Below are 19740 nucleotides of genomic sequence, written 5' to 3'. Positions count from 1 at the left end.
ATAAGCACTTAAAAAACAATAACTTGGCGTCAGGTGTGAAAATATGGATAGGATGGCTATGGGTGTGCTGCTTGTTGATGCCGATGATGTGCGGCGCCAGCAACTGGGGACTGTGCTCTCCTTCATGGGGATCCCCTGGCAGGAGGTGGTGGAGAGCGATCTCGATGTGGCCATCGAGACTGCCGGGCCCTTGCAGGGGATTCTGGCCGGGGAACTGCGCGAGCGCGCCCTGAGTGAGCTGCTTGCCGCCCACCCTCGTCTGCCCTTTCTCTCCCTGATGCCAGCGAGCCATGGTTGCAGCAACTTCATCGGGGTGGCCGAGGCGCCCTTTACCTATGAGTCCCTCACCCGTCATCTGCACTTCTGCCAGGCCTTCATCTCCCTGCATCCCCGTCATCAGACCCACGACAAGGGTCAGACCCTGCTGCGCCTGCTGGTGGGCAAGGGGAGGGGCATCCAGGAGGTGCGCCGTCTCATCGGCCAGGTGGCCGAGACCGACGCCAACGTACTGATCCTCGGTGAGTCCGGAACCGGCAAGGAGGTGGTGGCTCGCGCCATCCACGAGCTGTCTGCCCGAAGCGCGGGCCCCTTCGTGCCCATCAACTGCGGCGCCATTCCGGCGGAGCTGCTCGAGAGCGAGCTGTTCGGTCACGAGAAGGGGGCCTTCACCGGTGCCATTGCCGCCCGGCGCGGCCGCTTCGAACTGGCCCAGGGGGGCACCCTCTTCCTCGACGAAATCGGCGACATGCCGCTGCCGATGCAGGTCAAGTTGCTGCGGGTGCTGCAGGAGCGCCAGTTCGACCGGGTCGGGGGCGGCAAGGCCGTCCAGGCAGATGTGAGGGTGATCGCGGCGACCCACCGGGATCTGGAAGCCATGATCCGCACCCAGGTATTTCGCGAAGATCTCTACTACCGCCTCAATGTGTTCCCCATCGAGACGCCCCCCCTGCGGGATCGGGCCGACGACATCCCGCTGCTGCTGCAGGAGCTGCTCAATCGCCATGCCGAACAGCACAAGGGGATCATCCGTCTGACCCAGCGCGCCATGGAGTCCCTGATGCAGTACGCCTGGCCCGGCAACGTGCGCGAGCTGTCCAACCTCATCGAGCGCCTGCTCATCCTCTATCCGAACCAGATCGTCGATGTGGCGGATCTGCCCGGCCGCTATCGCCTGCTGCCCTGCGAGCCACGAGATGAACGGCTCACCGAGATGGACGAGCGGGACGCCCTGGCTGCCGTGTTTCAGTCCCCACCAGAGCTGGATCCCGGCATCGCCATGCCCCTGCCCATGCAGTTGCCCCAGGAGGGGGTCAACCTCAAGGAGATGCTGGCCGATCTCGAGGTGGAGCTGATCCGCCAGGCCCTGGAGTGCCAGGACGGGGTGGTGGCCCGCGCCGCCGACCTGCTCAGCATGCGCCGTACCACCCTGGTGGAGAAGATGAAGAAGTACGGCATGAGCAAGGACAATTGAGGTCAATGCTTTGACGCATTGACCCAATGCATTGATAAATAACGTCTATTTTGCTGGCATGGAAATTGAATAAGCTGACTCAATCGCCAGTTTGAGGTCAGCTTTATGACAATCTTGCAGCAGGATGCCCCCCTCCAGTCACATGAAGTGAGTCAGCTTTACGCCATCTTCACGGCGCTGCCGACCGGCGTGCTGCTGCTCGATGGCGAGGGGCTGATCACCCGCGCAAACCCTGCCGCCCTGGCGCTGCTGGGAGAGCCACTTGAAGGCCTCTCCTGGCGCCAGATCATCGCCCGCTGCTTCGAACCCCGTGAGGATGACGGTCACGAGATCTCCTTGCGAGACGGCCGTCGGGTCCAGCTGTCGACCCAGCCGCTGCCGGATCAGACCGGCCAACTGGTGTTCATTACCGACTTGACCGAGACCCGCCAGTTGCAGGACAGGGTCAACCACATGAAGCGCCTCTCCGCCCTTGGCAACATGGCGGCTTCTCTGGCGCACCAGATCCGCACCCCGCTCTCCGCCGCCATGCTCTATGCGGCCAACCTGGCCAACCGCACCCTCAAGCCTGAATCCCGCAGCCAGTTCCAGCAAAAATTGATGGCCAGGTTGCAAGACCTGGAAAAACAGATCAACGACATCCTGCTGTTTGCCCGCAATGGCGACAACCAGGTGGTGGCGCCCCTCTCGGTGCAGGGCTTGCTGGCGGAAGTGCAGGCGGGGGCCGAAGCCTTCTGCCAGCAGCAGGGCTGCGCCTTGCATCTGGAGGCCCCTGAGCCCGATCTCTGTCTGCTTGCCAACAGCAGTGCCCTGGCGGGGGCCATCAACAACCTCATCGCCAACGCCCGGCAGGCCGGTGCCGATTCGCTCCTGGTGAGCGCTGTACGCAGCGGCAACCGGGTGGAGATGCGGGTCATCGACAACGGCAAGGGGATGGCCCCCTCCCTGCTCAACCAGATCTTCGAACCCTTCTTTACCACCCGTTCCCAGGGCACGGGCCTCGGTCTTGCGGTGGTGCAGTCGGTGGTACGAGCCCATCAGGGGGAGGTAAGCGTGGCCTCGGTCCCTGGCGAGGGCACCTGTTTTACCCTGTCCTTCCCCCTGCATCAGCAACAGGTTCAGTTGGGGGGCGTGGCATGATGCGCGCAAAAGCCGGAGCGCCGGTGAAGATGATTCTCGACAAGGCCATGTTGGTTGTAGGAGGTGTGGCATGACCCAGGCTCGCATTCTGGTGGTGGAAGATGACAACGGCCTGCGCGAGGCGCTGGTGGATACCCTGCTGCTCGGTGGCTATGAGTGCCGCGAGGTGGACAGCGGCGAGCGGGCCCTGCTTGCTCTGTCCCGTCAGCGCTTTGACATGGTGATCTCCGACATCCAGATGGGGGGCATGGATGGTCTGACCCTGCTCGCCAATATCCGCCAGCAATATCCCCAGGTGCCTGTGCTCCTGATGACTGCCTACGCCAACATCGACGGGGCGGTGCGCGCCATGCGCGAGGGGGCGATCGACTATCTGGCCAAGCCCTTCTCTCCCGAGGTGCTGCTCAACCAGGTCAGCCGTTATGTGCCGGCCCAGAAGGTGGAGAAGCGTGCCGTGGTGTACGGGGACCCCAGGACTGCGGAGCTGTTCCAGCTGGCGACCCGGGTGGCCAGAAGCGAAGCCACCGTCATGGTGACCGGACCGAGCGGGACGGGCAAGGAGGTGCTGGCTCGCTACATTCACGACCACTCCAGCCGGGCAGAGCAGGCCTTCGTCGCCATCAACTGCGCCGCCATTCCGGAGAACATGCTGGAAGCGACCCTGTTTGGCTATGAGAAGGGCGCCTTCACCGGTGCGGTGCAGGGGTGCCCTGGCAAGTTCGAGCAGGCTCAGGGAGGAACCCTGCTGCTCGACGAAATCACCGAGATGGATCTGGGGCTGCAGGCCAAGCTGCTGCGGGTCTTGCAGGAGAAAGAGGTGGAGCGGCTCGGCAGTCGCAAGATGATCCCCCTCGATGTGCGGGTCATTGCCACCAGCAACCGGGATCTGAAAAAAGCGGTGCAGGACGGGCTGTTCCGCGAGGATCTCTACTACCGCCTCAACGTCTTTCCCCTGCGCTGGACGGCGCTCTGGGAGCGCCCGGGGGACATTCTTCCCCTGGCGGAGCATCTGCTGGCGCTGCATGCCAGCCAGATGGGGCTGCCGACGCCGCAGCTCGCAGAGGACGCCCGAGAGCGTCTGATGGCTCACCCCTGGCCCGGCAACGTGCGCGAGCTCGACAACGTGGTGCAGCGGGCCCTGATCCTCTGCCCAGACGGCCTCATCGACTGTGAGCACCTGATCCTGGAAGAGACGGACGAGACCCTGGTGCGGCCGCTCGAGCGGCTGTCAGGGGAGGGGCTCGGCGGCGAACTCAAGCAGCAGGAGCACCAGATCATTCTGGACACCCTGCAGGAGTGCAACGGCAGTCGCAAAGCGGTGGCCGACAAGCTCGGCATCAGCCCGCGCACCCTGCGCTACAAGCTGGCCCAGATGCGTGACGCCGGCATCGAGCTGCCCGCCTAGGCCTGACAGGCGCATGGCCTTGCCGGTCCGGCTCGATTATCATGGGCCCTGACGATCGGAATCCGGCTCCCCGCACAGTGTGTGGGGAGCCCAGCTAGGAGACCCCCATGATCTCTCATCGTAAACTGGAAAGCCTGCTCAACCACCTGCTCGAACCCCATGCCATCAAGGATTACTGCCCCAACGGCCTGCAGGTGGAGGGGCGCGAGCGCATTCGCAAGGTGGTGACCGGCGTCACCGCCAGCCAGGCCCTCATCGATGCCGCCGTGGCCGCTGATGCTGACGCCATCCTGGTCCATCATGGCTACTTCTGGAGCGGCGAGCCGGCCCAGATCACCGGCATGAAGCAGCGCCGCATCAAGACTCTGCTGACCCACGACATCAACCTGTTTGCCTACCACCTGCCGCTGGACGTGCACCCCGAGGTGGGCAACAACGCCCAGCTTGCCAAGCTGCTCGGCATCAAGGTGCGTCGCGGGCTCGAACCCTGGAACAGCAAGAGCGTCGCCATGGTGGGCAAGCTGGAGGAGCCCATGAGCGGCAGCGATTTTGCCAAGCTGATTGCCGAGCGTCTCGGTCGCGAGCCGCTTCATTGTGGTGACAGTGGTCCCGAGCTCATCCGCTCCGTGGCCTGGTGCACCGGCGGTGGTCAGAGCTACATCAGCCAGGCGGCGGAGCAGGGCATCGATGCCTTCATCTCCGGCGAAGCCTCCGAGCAGACCATCCACACCGCCCGCGAGATGGGCATGCACTTCTACGCCGCAGGCCACCACGCCACCGAACGTTACGGCGTCAAGGCGCTGGGAGAGTGGCTCGCCACCGTACACGGGTTGGAGGTGACCTTTATCGATATCGACAATCCGGTGTAGGGCCGATTAGCCGCGCAGCGGCGTCATCGGACGTGATGACAGCCATTGCGCTGGTCGATGGAAATGACAAGGGAGGCCTGAGCCTCCCTTGTTGTGTCTTACTGCTGCTAGCGGTTACTCGCTGGCATAGCCTGCCAGGCCAAGCTGCTTGCCATCGAGGAAGGCAGACCCTTCTCGCATCTGCAAGCGCCCTTCACAGAACCACTGCACCACCAGGGGGTAGATGCTGTGCTCCTGTACCTGGACTCGGGCGGCGACCTCGTCGGCACTGTCCCCTTCGAAGATGGGGACCCGTGCCTGGAGGATCACCGGGCCGCCGTCGAGCTCTTCGGTGACGAAGTGGACGCTGGCGCCGTGCTCGTCATCACCGGCCTCGATGGCGCGCTGGTGGGTGTGCAGACCCTGGTATTTCGGCAGCAACGAGGGGTGGATGTTGATCATCCTCCCCGCGAAGTGACGCACGAGGTCGGCGCTCAGGATCCGCATAAAGCCGGCCAGCACCACCAGATCCGGCTGATAATCCGCCATCAGAGCCAGCAGGGCGACATCATACTCCTCCCGGCTGGCGAACTGCTGCTGGGCCAGGATGGCGGTTGCCACCCCGACTTCCCTGGCACGCACCAGGCCATAGGCATCAGCCTTGTTGCTGATGACGCCGACCACCTGACCGGCAATCTTGCCGCCGGCACAGCCGTCGAGGATGGCCTGCAGGTTGCTGCCGCTGCCTGAGATGAGGACGAGGATGCGTTTCATAGGGGAGGTCATCTGGCCGTTGATCCGATCATTCATTGAATGATGACCTGCTCCTCACCATCGGCCGCCTTGGCGATGTGGCCGATGTGCCAGGCGTTCTCGCCTTCGGCCTTGAGCAGGGCCAGGGCCTTGTCCAGCTGATCCGCCGGCAGGGCGATGATCATGCCGACGCCGCAGTTGAAGGTGCGATACATCTCGTGGCGGGTGACGTTGCCTGCCTGTTGCAGCCAGCTGAACACCGCCGGCCACTGCCAGCTCTGCTCGTCGATGACCGCCTGGGTGTTGGCGGGCAGCACGCGCGGGATGTTCTCCCAGAAGCCGCCGCCGGTGATGTGGGACAGGGCGTGGATCTCGCACTCCTTGATGAGCTTGAGCACGGGCTTCACGTAGATGCGGGTCGGCTCCAGCAGGGCGTTGGCCAGGGTGGTGTCACCCAGCGGCTGCTGCACGTCGGCCTTGGAGACTTCCAGGATCTTGCGAATGAGGGAGAAGCCGTTGGAGTGGGGACCGCTGGCGGCCAGGGCGATCAGGGCATCCCCTTCGCCAACCTTGCTGCCGTCGATGATCTCGCTCTTTTCCACCACGCCGACGCAGAAACCGGCGATGTCGTAATCTTCCCCTTCATACATGCCAGGCATTTCGGCAGTTTCACCGCCGACCAGGGCACAGCCGGACTGTTCGCAGCCGGCGCCGATGCCGGTGACCACGGCAGCGGCAGTGTCCACGTCCAGTTTGCCGGTGGCATAGTAGTCGAGGAAGAAGAGGGGCTCGGCGCCCTGCACGATGAGGTCATTGACGCACATGGCGACCAAGTCGATCCCCACGGTGTCGTGCTTCTTCAGGTCGATGGCCAGACGCAGCTTGGTGCCCACCCCGTCGGTACCGGAGACCAGTACCGGTTCCTTGTAGCCAGCAGGGATTTGACACAGGGCCCCAAAGCCGCCAAGACCACCAAGGACTTCAGGACGACGAGTGCGTTTTGACACGCCCTTGATACGTTCAACCAGTGCATTGCCGGCATCGATATCTACGCCAGCATCCTTGTAGCTCAGTGAGGTTTTGTCAGTCACGCGTATTCCCCGTCATATAAAGAAGTGGAGGGTAAAATTCGGGGCGTATTCTACCAGCGGGCATGAAAAACCAGAAAGAAAATCGTTTGCGCGTTTTTGAATCGAAAAGCTCTACAAGCCGTGGCTTTTGTTGTATGATTCCGCGATTTTTTTGGCGCCGGTTAGAGGAGATAATAATGAAAGTCGTTGAAGTCAAACACCCCCTGGTCAAGCACAAGATCGGCCTGATGCGCGAAGGCGACATCAGCACCAAGCGTTTCCGTGAACTGGCCAAGGAAGTGGGCAGTTTGTTGACCTACGAAGCGACCTCTGACTTCGAAACCGAAAAAGTGACCATCGATGGCTGGAACGGCCCTGTGGAAGTCGACCAGATCAAGGGCAAGAAGGTCACCGTCGTGCCCATCCTGCGTGCCGGTCTTGGCATGATGGACGGCGTGCTGGAGCACATGCCGAGCGCCCGCGTCAGCGTGGTCGGTATCTATCGCGATGAAGAGACCCTGCAGCCTGTCCCCTACTTCGAGAAGATCGTCAGCAACATCGAAGAGCGTCTGGCCCTGGTCATCGACCCCATGCTGGCCACCGGCGGCTCCATGATCGCCACCATCGATCTGCTCAAGAAGAAAGGTTGCCAGTCCATCAAGGTGCTGGTGCTGGTTGCCGCGCCGGAAGGCATCAAGGCGCTGGAAGCCGCTCACCCGGACGTGGAGCTGTTCTGTGCCTCCATCGACCAGGGGCTGAACGAGAAGGGCTATATCGTCCCGGGTCTGGGGGATGCCGGCGACAAGATCTTCGGCACCAAGTAAGCATCACCCCATCGCCGCGCCCAAGGCGCGCAAACGGAGCCGGCATCCTGCCGGCTCCGCTGTTTCTCCCCCCCCCCTTTGCTTGCTGCCATGCGCGCCTTGCCGCTACCATAAGCACCATCCCCCATTTCGAGAATCTTCTTTATGCTGAAACGCTTAGCGACTCTCCTCTGCTGCTGTCTGCCACTCGTGGTGTCGGCCGCCCAGGTAACCGACCTCTATCAGGGCAAGGCTCCCACCAGTGGAGACATGACGGCCGCCCAGTCCCAGGCGCTGGGGGATGTGCTTGTCAAGGTGACGGGCAAGCGCGATATCCTCACCCAGCCGGATGTGGTGAAGGCCCTGGCGGCGCCGGCGGATTACGTGCAGCAATACAGCTATCAGGACATCGGCTCGGTCAAGTTTCTCAAGGCGGATTTCAATGTGGCCAAGGTGAACGCCCTGGTCGGCCAGAGCAAGTTTGCCCTGCTTGGCCCGGTGCGGCCGCAGGTCGCCATCTGGCTGGTGGTCGACGAAGGGGAGCGGCGCATTCTGCCGGATCAGTCCGGCGATGGCTGGTCCGAGGCGCTGCGTGCCCAGACCCAGGCCATGGGGCTGCCGGTCAGTCTCCCGCTGATGGACTTGGATGACAACATGGCGGTCAATGCCACCGATGTCTGGGGCCGCTTTGCCGATCCCGTGCTCAAGGCAAGCCAGCGTTACGGCGCCGAAATGGTGGTGCTCGGCAAATTGAGCCCTGAGGGGGAGGCCTGGAGCATCGACTGGGGTCTTTATGGGACCAAGCCGGGGGCGCAGGCAGGAGAGCTGACCGAGCTGACCAAGGGCTCGGGTTCAGGTACCCAGGCCGAGGTGGCAAAGGGCTTTGCCGATGCCCTGGCCGGTTGGCTGGTGCAGCAGTACGGTACCCGTCTCTCCGGTGTCGCCTCCAGCCAGACCCTGGTGGTGGAGGGGCTGTCCGACATCGATGGCATGATCCAGATCCAGAAGCTGTTGCAGGGGATGGCCAGTGTCACCAAGGTGGCCATCGGCAAGCTGGAAGGGGACAAGGTGACCTTCAACCTCTCGCTGCAGGGGGACAAGGCCGAGCTGGTGAGGGGGTTGCAACTGGAGAGCCGCCTGCATCAGGTGGAGGACAACGAGAGCGGCCTGCGCTATCAATGGTCGCAGCCCTGATCCCGGGGAAGGATCCTGACCGCCCGGCATGGTCCGGGCGGTTCTCTATCTGCCCCGCTGGTGATACACTTGCCCGCAAATATCACAGTCAAAGCCCAACGAGTGAAGCAACCGGCCCAACTGTCTTTAGCCGTACAACTACCGGATGATGAAACCTTCGTCAGTTTTTATCCCGGCAACAACGCCCATCTGATCACCGCCCTCAAGAATGCGGCCATCGGTCAGGGCTCGCCCTTCCTCTATTTCTGGGGAGCCAAGGGGTCGGGCCGTTCCCATCTGCTCCATGCCACCTGCGCCGAGGTCAACGCCCGCGACGCGGCGGCGGCCTATCTCTCCCTCGATCAGTTCGAACAGCTCGACCCCAGCATGCTCGATGCACTGGAGAGCCTGCCCCTGGTCTGTCTCGACAGCCTGGAGGCGATCGCCGGCAACGCCCTGTGGGAGCGGGCCCTGTTCGACTTCTACAATCGCTGGAAGGAGAAGGGGGAGGGGACGCTCATCGTTACCGGCTGCAGCGCGCCACGCAAGCTGGGGCTGCAACTGCCGGATCTCGCGTCCCGTCTCGACTGGGGTGTGAGCTTCCACCTCGACGAGCTGGACGACGAGGGCAAACTCAGCGCCCTGCAACTGCGCGCCGAGCTGCGGGGTTTCAAGCTGCCCATCGACGTGGGCCGTTTCCTGCTCAACCGCCTCTCCCGCGACATGCGCACCCTGCTTGCCACCCTCAATCGTCTCGACAACGCCTCCTTCCGCGCCAAGCGCAAGCTCACCATCCCTTTCGTCAAAGAGATCCTCGAGCTCTGAGCCCGTCAGGCTGGTTTGAGGCTCGGCAACGCCGAGGCCACGAATAAAACGAAACCCCGGCTTCAGGCCGGGGTTTTGCTATCTCACGGGGCACTGTCTATCAGTGGAACTGATCTTCTTCGGTGGAGCCGGTCAGCGCGGTCACCGACGACTGGCCGCCCTGAATGACGGTGGTCACCTTGTCGAAGTAACCGGTACCCACTTCCTGCTGGTGTGCCACGAAGGTGTAGCCCCGCTCGGCGGCGGCGAATTCCGGCTGCTGCACCATCTCGACATAGTGCTTCATTCCCTCGCCACGGGCGTACTGGTAGGCCAGCTCGTACATGTGGAACCACATGTTGTGGATACCCGCCAGGGTGATGAACTGGTACTTGTAGCCCATGTCGGACAGCTCCTGCTGGAAGCGGGCGATGGTGGCATCGTCCAGGTTCTTCTTCCAGTTGAAGCTCGGGGAGCAGTTGTAGGCCAGGATCTTGTCCGGGTACTGGGCCTTGATGGCCTCGGCAAATTTGCGCGCCTCGTCCAGATCGGGCTTGGCGGTCTCGCACCACACCATGTCGGCGTAAGGGGCGTAGGCCAGGCCGCGGGAGATGGCCTGCTCGATGCCGGCCTGCACCTTGTAGAAGCCTTCTGAGGTGCGCTCACCGGTCAGGAAGCCGGCATCGTAGGGATCGGCATCCGTGGTCAGCAGATCCGCTGCGTTGGCGTCGGTGCGGGCGATCACCAGGGTGGTGGTGCCGCAGACATCTGCCGCGAGGCGAGCCGCGACAAGCTTTTGCACCGCTTCCTGGGTCGGGACCAGTACCTTGCCGCCCATGTGGCCGCACTTTTTCACGGACGCGAGCTGATCTTCGAAGTGCACGCCGGCGGCGCCCGCTTCAATCATCCCCTTCATCAGCTCGAAGGCGTTCAGCACGCCGCCGAAACCGGCTTCCGCATCCGCAACTATGGGCAGGAAGTAGTCGATGAAGCCTTTGTCCTCTGGTCCAACCTTGTTGGCCCACTGGATCTGGTCGGCCCGGGCGAAGGAGTTGTTGATGCGCTCCACCACGGAGGGGACGGAGTTGGCCGGGTAGAGGGACTGATCCGGGTACATGGTGGAGGAGAGGTTGTTGTCCGCCGCCACCTGCCAGCCGGAGAGATAGATGGCTTCGATGCCGGCCTTGGCCTGCTGCACCGCCTGGCCGCCGGTCAGGGCGCCGAGGCAGTTTACATAGCCTTTCTTGGCGCCGCCGTGGATCAGCTCCCACAGTTTGTCGGCGCCGCGTTGGGCCAGAGTGTGTGCCGGCTGCAGGCTGCCACGCAGGTTCACCACGTCCTCGGCGCTGTAGCCGCGCTTGATCCCTTTCCAGCGGGGGTTTTCTGCCCAGTCTTTCTCGATAGCCTGGATCTGTTGCTCACGGGTCAGTGCCATATCAGTTCCCTCTTTCATTGATTTCACGTTTCCATTGACTTGTTATGGGGGCCGTTACCGGCCCGGGTCTCACAGCCGCTCGTAGCCGGGCAGCGTCAGAAAATCGATGAGTGTGTCGGCGCAGGTGATCTCGTCCATCAGGGCGCTCGCCTCGGCGAAACGGCCCGATTGCCAGCGGGCCTCGCCCACTTCGCCTCTGACCACCTCCTGCTCCTCGGCCAGCATCTGGCGGAACAGCGCCTTGGTCACCGCCTGACCATTGGAGAGGGTCTTGCCGTGGCGGATCCACTGCCAGATGGAGGTGCGGGAGATCTCGGCGGTGGCGGCATCTTCCATCAGTCCGTAGATGGGCACGCAGCCATTGCCGTTGATCCAGGCTTCCAGGTATTGCAGGGCGACGCGGATATTGGTGCGCATACCCGCCTCGGTGCGATCACCCTCACAGGGGGCCAGCAGGTCGGCGGCCGTGATGGGGGCATCCTGCTCGCGCAGCACGCCGATCTGGTTCTGGGCACCCGCCGGAATGGTGGCGTTGAACACCGCCATGGCTGTATCGGCCAGACCGGGGTGGGCGACCCAGGTGCCATCGTGGCCGTTGTCGGCCTCGCGCTGCTTGTCCGCGTGCACCTTGGCAAACACCTGTTCGTTGACTGCCGCGTCCTTGGCTGGAATAAAGGCAGCCATGCCCCCCATCGCCAGCGCGCCGCGCTTGTGGCAGGTCTTGATAAGGAGTCGCGAGTAGGCAGAGAGGAACGGCTTGTCCATGGTCACCACCTGACGATCCGGCAGGACGCGATCGGGGTGATTCTTCAAGGTCTTGATATAGCTGAAGATGTAATCCCAGCGGCCGCAGTTGAGGGCGACGATGTGCTCCTTCATCTGATAGAGCAGCTCGTCCATCTCGAATACTGCCGGCAGGGTTTCGATGAGCACGGTGGCCTTGATGGTACCGCGGGGCAGACCGAATTTGTCCTCGGTCCAGGCGAACACCTCGCTCCACCAGCGCCCTTCCAGATGGCTCTGCAGCTTGGGTACGTAGAAGTAGGGACCGGATCCCTTGGCCAGCAACGCCTTGTGGTTGTGCAGGAAATAGAGGGCGAAGTCGAAGAGGCCGCCGGGAATGGGGGCACCATCAAAGGTGACGTGCTTCTCCGGCAGATGCAGACCGCGAACCCGGCAGATGAGCACGGCCGGATTGGGATTCAGGGTATAGGCCTTCCCCTCCGGGCTCTGGTAGGCAATGGTGCCGTTGACCGCATCGCGCAGGTTGATCTGGCCCTCGATCACCTTGTTCCAGGCCGGGGCCAGGGAGTCCTCGAAGTCGGCCATGAAGACCTTGACGTTGGCGTTGAGGGCATTGATCACCATTTTGCGCTCGACCGGGCCGGTGATCTCCACACGGCGGTCCTGCAGATCGGCGGGGATGCCGCGCACCGTCCAGTCACCATCGCGAATATGGGCGGTCTCTGGCAGGAAGTCCGGCAACTCGCCGCCATCGATACGGGCCTGGCGTGCGACTCGCTGCTTCAGCAGCTCGTTGCGTTGGGGAGCGAAACGTTCCACCAGTTCGGACACTAGGGCCACCGCATCCGGCGTCAGGATCTGCGCGTAATCGGGAAGCATCTCGCCTTGAATGCGCAGGCGGGTGCTGCTGATGGTCTGGGCCGGTGCCGACATAGTGGGTACTCCTCCAAAAGTTACATTTTGAATTTATTAACTACGACTAACGTCTATATCCCTTTCTTTCAAACTCCCCGTAACAGCGGGGTAACACGATTCATAAGGTGCAAAAGAATGGCGGATTCGTCAACTTGATTTTTAAAACAGGTGTTTTTTGATGATAGTTAAGATGCTGTTTTAAATGGGTTTATGTGATTAGTGCAAAAGCTCTTTGCAGATGGTTATGCTCTTGGGTTGCCGGGGCGGCAGGGGGGAGGATTTCGGTAGAGGGGATGGGTTAAAAATGTAATTAATTACGTAATAAAATTACAAGTGCAAAAACAAATCCCGACATTACTCCAAGCTTTGCAAAAACAGCTGTATGAAATGCCTTCGTTCAATCCAGCCTGGATGGGGGCTATGAAGTAACCGGGTAGTGAACTGGCGTTTAAAACTAAAATGTCAAATTGAGTCAAAATGGCGAAGGCGAACAGGAGAGAGGGAAATGACGAGCAATAACGTAGGTTTGTATCAAGGCGTGTCCATGAAGGAGAGGGAGGTTGGAACGCAGCAGATAGTCAATTAAACTGATTTTTTAAGAAAAACCAGCATTTTGTCGTTATTTGCGGTGGCGGTCTGTTGGCCGGGGTCAAGGGCGGTGCCGGACAGCAAAACCGGCGTCTTGAACCGCACTATGGCACGGGCTCGTCTCAGTAATCTTCATCCGGGGCGGCGAGATCGATCACATCGAGGTGCACTGAACTGCCAAACCCGTGCTCTGCGGAATCGAGCTCGGAGGGCGTGGGGGAGATCAGGGGCTGAACGGGCTGGGAGTCAACAGCTTGGGTCATGGATGCTTGCCTCATTGATTGCAAGCCGGTCGGTGATTCCATCACCCTAGTGTCCACCTCCCTGTTTTTATGGCCGGCGGAAAAGTTGCGTATCCTAGCGGCACTTTATGAAAGCTTCAAGTGGTTCTGTATAAAATTCATGCCAATAAAAAGCGGCGACCCGATGAACGGGGGAGGCGAGAGGAAAAAGAGGCAAGCGTCGGGCGTGCAGGCAAAAAAATAGCCCAGTCGTTTGACTGGGCTATTTTCGGGGAATTTGGTCGGTGTGAGAGGATTCGAACCTCCGACCCTCTACACCCCATGCAGATGCGCTACCTGGCTGCGCTACACACCGACGGAGTCAGCTCGGCTGACGGGGAGGAAGTCTAATCGGATGATTTGGCGGGCGCAACTCCTTTTTTATCAGGGAGATGCCGACTGCTTCTTTATTGTTCAGCCAAGATGCAACTTGGGCCCTGGCCGGAGTTTTGGCATAATCGCCGCCCCCTTAGGCGGGCACAGGGTGGCGAACACCCAACTCGGGGCGTTCCGATGTCGCCGGGGCCTTTGGCCTCTCTTTCATTGACAGCATCTTCTGCCGGGGGCTACCGGCTAGCGCGAGGGGGAAGGGGCCCGCTGTGCCCAGAGCCGGGACGCAGAAATCCGGGAGTGCGAGGCCGATGCCGTGCAGGGGCCAGGCAAGCCGACATCATATCGACGAGAGGATCAGGGCGTGAAACCATCTGAAGTTGCAGCACAGATCAGCCAGCGCGAGGAGGACGAACGCTGGATGCGCCATGCCATGGCCCTGGCCGCCAGGGCAGAGGGGATAGGCGAGATCCCGGTGGGCGCCGTGCTGGTGCTGGGGGACAAGATAGTGGCAGAGGGGTGGAATCGCTCCATCAGCGAGCACGACGCCTGCGCCCATGCCGAGGTGATGGCGCTTCGGGAAGCGGGCAAGCAGCTTGAAAACTATCGCCTGCTCGACACCACCCTCTATGTGACGCTGGAGCCCTGCTGCATGTGTGCCGGCGCCCTCATCCACAGCCGGGTCAAGCGGGTGGTCTATGGTGCCCGGGATTTGAAAACGGGGGCGGCAGGCTCTGTGTTCGACATCCTGCTGGATCCCCGCCACAACCACCAGGTGGCACTGACGGGGGAGGTGCTCGCCGACGCCTGCTCGGCCCAGCTGTCGGATTTCTTCAAACGGCGCCGCGCCGAGAAGAAGGCGGCCAGACTCGCCGCGAAAGAGGCGCTTCCTCAAGATGACAGCGGGGCCTGATGGCCCCGTTTGCTTTTATTTCACTGCCAGACCGGCGGCCTGCTTCCCCCCGAATACCAACTGCCACACCCCCCGATGGAGCCTGCGCTCTTTGCCGCTGTTGATGTAACAAAACTGTCATGCATCCGCCATATAATGCCGCCAAGCCTAGCTCACATTGAGGTCTTGCATGTCATCGGAATCGTTAAATCTGGTCATGGCGGGCAGTCGAAAACGCCGGATCAAGGATAAATTGGCCAAATATGGCGTCACCACAGGGGGAGCCCTGGTGCTGGTGGCGCTGTTGCTCATCTTCTTCTACCTGCTTTATGTGGTGAAGCCCATCTTCAATGGCGCCAGCATGGAGAGCACCGCTTCCTTCACCCTGCCCATCAAGGGCAAGACCGCCTGGCTCGGGGTCGAGGAGCAAAACGAGATAGGTTACCGCTTCAGCGACCAGGGGAAGGTCAAATTCTTTGCCGTGCAACCGGATGGCAAGATCAAGACCGGACAGGTGATTGGCGAGGCGCAGGTGAACGGCGAGATCACGGCGGTCGCGCCGCCTGCGCCAGGCCAGAAACTCATCGCCTACGGGTTTGCCGACGGCAAGGCTCAGGTGGTACAACCCTATTTCAAGATCTCCTATCCCAATGACGTGCGCGTCATTGAGCCCAGCCTGCAATATCCCTTCGGCGAGACCCCCGTGGTAATCGATCCCCAGGGCAAGGCGCTGACGCGCATGGTCTTCGAGGCGACCAAGGACAAGATGGCCACCGCGGCCGTGACCGAAGATGGTCGTGGTGTGCTGATGGTGATGAGCGGTGAGGAGAATTTCCTCTCCGGCGAAATCGAGTGGAGCAATCAGACTTACACCATTCCGTCCCTGCCACGCCATGTTGACCAGATGCTGCTGACCCCGAACCTGCGTCTGTTGTTCGTGCGCGAGGGCAACCGCCTGTCGGTCTATGACATCCACAACCTGAGCGACATCTCCCTGCGCAATGTCATGGAGATCAACGCCCCCAATGCCAGCGTGACCCAGGTGGCCCTGCTCTCCGGTGCGTCCTCCCTGCTGGTGGGCAACGACAACGGCGTCATCTCCCAGTGGTTCGAGGTGGCAAAGGATGGCAAGCGCCAGTTCACCCAGATCCGTGACTTCAAGGGTGACGCGCCGGTCGCCCTGCTGACCCCCGAGCACTTTCGCAAGGGCTTCATCAGCGCAGGCAGCGACGGCACCATCAACTTCTTCCATGCCACCGGCGAAGCCAAGCTGCTTGGCGAGAAGGTTGACGGGGGCAACCTGGCTGCCGTTGCCATCTCTCCTCGCCACAACCTGCTGTTGACCCAGCAGGGGGATGACTTCAAGGTCTTTGACGTCGAGAACGATCACCCCGAGGTAACCTGGTCTGCCCTCTGGCAACAGGTATGGTATGAAGGCTATCCCGAGCCCCAGTACGTGTGGCAGTCCACCTCCGCCAGCAACGACTTCGAAGCCAAGCTGAGCCTGGTGCCCCTGGTGTTCGGTACCCTGAAAGCCTCCTTCTATGCCATGGTGTTCGCGGTGCCGCTCGGCGTCGCCGGCGCCATCTATACCGCCTACTTCATGTCGGCGGGGCTGCGTAAATACGTCAAGCCGACGGTGGAGATCATGGCGGCGCTGCCGACCGTCATCCTCGGCTTCCTGGCGGGTCTGTGGCTTGCGCCCATCATCGAAGGGGCCCTGCCCGGGGTGATCCTGCTGCTGATCCTACTGCCCATGGGCATGCTGCTCACCGCCCTGGTGTGGAACTATCTGCCGGAGCGCGGCCGCACCTGGCTGCCGGAAGGCTGGCACGCCATCCTGCTCATCCCTGTGCTGCTGTTCATCGGATGGGGCGCCTTCGCCTTGAGCCCCATCATCGAGAACGCCTTCATGCACGGTGATTCGCGCATCTGGCTGACCCACGACATGGGCATCAAGTTTGACCAGCGCAACTCCCTGGTGGTCGGTATCGCCATGGGCTTTGCGGTCATCCCCACCATCTTCTCCATCGCCGAAGACGCGGTCTTCTCGGTGCCCAAGCACCTGACCCAGGGCTCGCTTGCGCTGGGGGCGACCCCGTGGCAGACCCTGAGCCGGGTGGTGATCCTCACCGCGAGCCCGGGCATCTTCTCGGCGGTGATGATGGGCCTTGGCCGCGCCGTGGGCGAGACCATGATCGTGCTGATGGCCACCGGCAACACCCCCATCATGGACTTCTCCATGTTCCAGGGGCTGCGGACCCTGGCGGCGAACATTGCGGTGGAGATGCCGGAATCGGAAGTGGGCAGCTCCCACTACCGGGTGCTCTTCCTCGCCGCCTTCGTGCTGTTTGTGTTCACCTTCTTGTTCAATACCCTGGCCGAATTCGTCCGCCAGCGGTTGCGTGAAAAGTACAGCTCTCTGTAAGGACTAAGGAATCGACAATGGGTAAGTGGTTTAAATCGGGGGCCCCCTGGATCTGGATGACGGGGGGCGCCGTCAGCCTGAGTCTGGTGGCCGTACTGGGTCTGTTGTTGCTGATTGGCTGGCGTGGTCTGGTCTATTTCTGGCCCCATCCCATCTATGAGTGGCAACTTGAAGATGCAAGCGGCAACAAGAGCGTCCTGATTGGCGAGATCAACGACCGGGAGCTGGTGCCGGTGGAGCGCCTGCGCGCCGCAGGCCAGGCGCTGGAAGGGGAGGATCGCGAAGAGATTACCCGTTATCTGGTCAAGACCGGCAACCGGGAGTTCGTGGACCTCGATTTTCGCTGGGTGCTGGAGACCGATATCAAATCGCGCACCCAGCCGGCGGAGCTCGCCATGGTTGAACGCGCCACCAACGGCAACTTCTATGGTTACATCACCTCGGTGAAGGAAGATGGCCAGGAGCTGACCACGGATCTGCATCCCGCCTTGCAGCGGGTGCTGGCCCGTGCCAACGGCCTCTCAAGCCAAGCCAACGACCTGCAAAAAGGGGCCATCGGCAGCATCAACTACCAGCTGGAGCGCCTGCGCCTGAAAGAGCGCAAGGCCGAGCTGGATGACAAGCTGACCGATCAGCTTAAAACTGAGCTGGCGAGCGAGCGTCAGGCGCTCAACGACCGTTACCAGGTGCTGGAGAAAGAGCTCTTCTCCCTGCGTACCCAGGCGGACAGAGACAGCATCACTGTCAAGGACATGCGCGGCGAGCTGGTGACCATGCCCATGTCCCGGGTGCTGGATGTGGTCTGGCCCAACGACATGAGCCTGATGGCCAAGGTGGGTCACTGGTTCCACCAGATTGGCAAGTTCGTCTCCGATGACCCACGGGAGGCGAACACCGAGGGCGGCGTCTTCCCGGCCATCTTCGGCACCGTCTTCATGGTGATCCTGATGGCCATCATCGTGACCCCGCTCGGGGTGGTGGCGGCGGTCTACCTGCACGAGTACGCGGGCAAGAACAGCCTGACCAAGATCATCCGCATCGCGGTGATCAACCTGGCGGGGGTGCCCTCCATCGTCTACGGCGTGTTTGGCCTGGGCTTCTTCGTCTACACCCTGGGGGGCAGCATCGACCGCCTCTTCTACCCGGAAGCGCTGCCGAGCCCGACCTTTGGCTCCCCCGGTGTCATCTGGTCTGCCCTGACCCTGGCCATCCTGACCCTGCCGGTGGTGATCGTCTCCACCGAAGAGGGGCTGGCCCGGATCCCGAGCACCATTCGCCAGGGTTCGCTGGCGCTGGGTGCCACCCAGGCCGAGACCCTCTGGCGCATCGTGCTGCCCATGGCCAGCCCAGCCATCATGACCGGCCTTATCCTGGCGATTGCCCGTGCGGCGGGCGAGGTGGCGCCGCTAATGCTGGTGGGGGTGGTGAAGCTTGCTCCCACGTTGCCGATGGACGGCAACTTCCCGTACCTGCACGTGGAGCGCAAGTTCATGCACCTGGGCTTCCACATCTATGACGTGGGCTTCCAGAGCCCGAACGTCGAGGCGGCGCGTCCTCTGGTCTACGCCACCTCCTTCCTGCTGGTGACGGTGATCGTCGGCCTCAACCTGACGGCGATCGGTATTCGTAACCACCTGCGCGAGAAATTCCGGTCGCTGGAACATTAATCCAGCCATTACAGAGACGGGCAGGGACCTTCCCTGCCAACCAGATATTCCGGCAGCGGGCAAGACGTTTGCCCGCTGCCACCAAGAGAATTTGAGGTAAACAGATGATCAACGTAACACCGAGTTCGGCCCCGCACACCGCCACCGACCTGCTCAACCTGACCCCGGAGCAGACTGCGTTGGAGGTGAAGGATCTCAACCTGTACTACGGCAACAAGCAGGCGCTGTTCAACGTCAACATGAAGATCCCCAAGGGTCAGGTCACCGCCTTCATCGGCCCGTCCGGTTGCGGCAAGTCCACTTTGCTGCGCTGCATCAACCGGATGAACGATCTGGTGGAGATCTGCCGCATCGAGGGGGAGATCCAGCTGCACGGCCACAACATCTACGACAAGAGCGTGGATGTCTCCGCCCTGCGCCGTCAGGTGGGCATGGTGTTCCAGCGCCCCAACCCCTTCCCCAAGTCCATCTACGAGAACGTGGTCTACGGCCTGCGTCTGCAGGGCATCAATGACCGCCGTACCCTGGACGAGGCCGCCGAGCGTTCCCTGCGCGGTGCTGCCCTGTGGGAGGAAGTGAAGGATCGTCTGCATGACAACGCCTTTGGTCTCTCCGGCGGTCAGCAGCAGCGTCTGGTGATTGCCCGTGCCATCGCCATCGAGCCGGAAGTGCTGCTGCTCGATGAACCGACCTCGGCGCTGGACCCCATCTCCACCCTCACCATCGAGGAGCTCATCAACGAGCTCAAGAGCCAGTTCACCGTGGTGATCGTGACCCACAACATGCAGCAGGCGGCGCGGGTCTCGGATCAGACCGCGTTCATGTACATGGGGGAACTCATCGAGTACTCGAATACCAACACCATCTTCACCACCCCGGCCAAGAAGAAGACCGAAGACTACATTACCGGTCGTTACGGCTAAGGGATGCCGCTGATTGAGATGAGCAAGATGAGCAAGATGAGCATCAACAAACAGATTGGCAGTCAGTTCA

At 61.7% G+C, this 19740-nt stretch carries 16 protein-coding genes and 1 tRNA gene; 11 read left to right on the top strand and 6 right to left on the bottom strand.

Annotated elements, in window-relative coordinates:
* Positions 1–52 precede the first annotated feature (52 nt).
* The 4 genes from OKC41_RS01195 to OKC41_RS01180 all read left to right on the top strand — a co-directional run bounded on the left by OKC41_RS01195 (position 53) and on the right by OKC41_RS01180 (position 4885).
* On the top strand, positions 53–1471 hold the full coding sequence (locus OKC41_RS01195) for a sigma-54 dependent transcriptional regulator (protein ID WP_270671645.1): 1419 nt from the start codon (positions 53–55) through the stop codon (positions 1469–1471).
* Between the two features lie 105 nt (positions 1472–1576).
* Positions 1577–2611, top strand: coding sequence for a PAS domain-containing sensor histidine kinase (locus OKC41_RS01190; protein ID WP_201893602.1), 1035 nt, complete (start codon positions 1577–1579; stop codon positions 2609–2611).
* A 70-nt stretch (positions 2612–2681) separates the two neighbouring features.
* Entirely contained in the window at positions 2682–4016 is a 1335-nt protein-coding gene (locus tag OKC41_RS01185) for a sigma-54 dependent transcriptional regulator (protein WP_010675277.1), read from the top strand.
* A 107-nt stretch (positions 4017–4123) separates the two neighbouring features.
* Positions 4124–4885: a Nif3-like dinuclear metal center hexameric protein gene (locus tag OKC41_RS01180; RefSeq protein ID WP_201893610.1), complete on the top strand. Its 762-nt coding sequence runs from the start codon at positions 4124–4126 to the stop codon at positions 4883–4885.
* A 114-nt stretch (positions 4886–4999) separates the two neighbouring features.
* On the opposite strand, the gene purN is transcribed toward OKC41_RS01180, so the two are convergent.
* A complete protein-coding gene (gene purN, locus OKC41_RS01175; protein ID WP_201893612.1) occupies positions 5000–5638 on the bottom strand; it encodes a phosphoribosylglycinamide formyltransferase in 639 nt (212 codons plus the stop codon).
* A gap of 32 nt (positions 5639–5670) precedes the next feature.
* Positions 5671–6708, bottom strand: coding sequence for a phosphoribosylformylglycinamidine cyclo-ligase (purM, locus tag OKC41_RS01170; protein WP_010675274.1), 1038 nt, complete (start codon positions 6706–6708; stop codon positions 5671–5673).
* Positions 6709–6884: 176 nt separating this feature from the next.
* On the opposite strand from purM, the gene upp reads away from it, so the two are divergent.
* The 3 genes from upp (at position 6885) to hda (ending at position 9488) form a co-directional block, all read left to right on the top strand.
* Positions 6885–7511 carry a uracil phosphoribosyltransferase gene (gene upp / locus OKC41_RS01165; RefSeq protein ID WP_005302745.1) on the top strand — a complete coding sequence of 209 codons (627 nt, stop codon included), beginning with the start codon at positions 6885–6887 and terminating at the stop codon, positions 7509–7511.
* A 144-nt stretch (positions 7512–7655) separates the two neighbouring features.
* Positions 7656–8684 carry a DUF2066 domain-containing protein gene (locus OKC41_RS01160; RefSeq protein WP_042864114.1) on the top strand — a complete coding sequence of 343 codons (1029 nt, stop codon included), beginning with the start codon at positions 7656–7658 and terminating at the stop codon, positions 8682–8684.
* Positions 8685–8786: 102 nt separating this feature from the next.
* Positions 8787–9488 carry a DnaA inactivator Hda gene (gene hda, locus OKC41_RS01155; RefSeq protein ID WP_010675272.1) on the top strand — a complete coding sequence of 234 codons (702 nt, stop codon included), beginning with the start codon at positions 8787–8789 and terminating at the stop codon, positions 9486–9488.
* Positions 9489–9588: 100 nt separating this feature from the next.
* Here the strand turns inward: hda and aceA are convergent, their stop codons facing one another.
* The 4 genes from aceA to OKC41_RS01135 all read right to left on the bottom strand — a co-directional run bounded on the left by aceA (position 9589) and on the right by OKC41_RS01135 (position 13746).
* On the bottom strand, positions 9589–10902 hold the full coding sequence (gene aceA, locus OKC41_RS01150) for an isocitrate lyase (protein WP_041213155.1): 1314 nt from the start codon (positions 10900–10902) through the stop codon (positions 9589–9591).
* 69 nt (positions 10903–10971) lie between these two features.
* Positions 10972–12579: a malate synthase A gene (gene aceB, locus OKC41_RS01145; protein ID WP_201893614.1), complete on the bottom strand. Its 1608-nt coding sequence runs from the start codon at positions 12577–12579 to the stop codon at positions 10972–10974.
* A 692-nt stretch (positions 12580–13271) separates the two neighbouring features.
* Positions 13272–13412 (bottom strand): hypothetical protein, encoded by a 141-nt coding sequence (locus OKC41_RS01140; protein WP_010675269.1) that lies wholly within the window; start codon positions 13410–13412, stop codon positions 13272–13274.
* A 257-nt stretch (positions 13413–13669) separates the two neighbouring features.
* A tRNA-Pro gene (locus OKC41_RS01135) sits at positions 13670–13746 on the bottom strand.
* A 378-nt stretch (positions 13747–14124) separates the two neighbouring features.
* Here OKC41_RS01135 and tadA point away from each other — a divergent pair.
* The 4 genes from tadA to pstB all read left to right on the top strand — a co-directional run bounded on the left by tadA (position 14125) and on the right by pstB (position 19670).
* Complete coding sequence (gene tadA / locus OKC41_RS01130) at positions 14125–14673, top strand: tRNA adenosine(34) deaminase TadA (protein ID WP_080768115.1); 549 nt, start codon at positions 14125–14127, stop codon at positions 14671–14673.
* A gap of 169 nt (positions 14674–14842) precedes the next feature.
* On the top strand, positions 14843–17080 hold the full coding sequence (locus tag OKC41_RS01125) for an ABC transporter permease subunit (RefSeq protein WP_182951640.1): 2238 nt from the start codon (positions 14843–14845) through the stop codon (positions 17078–17080).
* A gap of 17 nt (positions 17081–17097) precedes the next feature.
* Positions 17098–18747, top strand: coding sequence for a phosphate ABC transporter permease PstA (gene pstA, locus OKC41_RS01120; protein WP_219595921.1), 1650 nt, complete (start codon positions 17098–17100; stop codon positions 18745–18747).
* A 104-nt stretch (positions 18748–18851) separates the two neighbouring features.
* Positions 18852–19670: a phosphate ABC transporter ATP-binding protein PstB gene (gene pstB, locus OKC41_RS01115; RefSeq protein ID WP_010675264.1), complete on the top strand. Its 819-nt coding sequence runs from the start codon at positions 18852–18854 to the stop codon at positions 19668–19670.
* The last annotated feature ends 70 nt before the right edge of the window (positions 19671–19740 follow it).

It is taken from the genome of Aeromonas sp. QDB17 (assembly GCF_027705305.1).
GTDB lineage: Bacteria > Pseudomonadota > Gammaproteobacteria > Enterobacterales > Aeromonadaceae > Aeromonas > Aeromonas caviae.
This window is presented reverse-complemented; position numbering and strand designations above follow the sequence as displayed.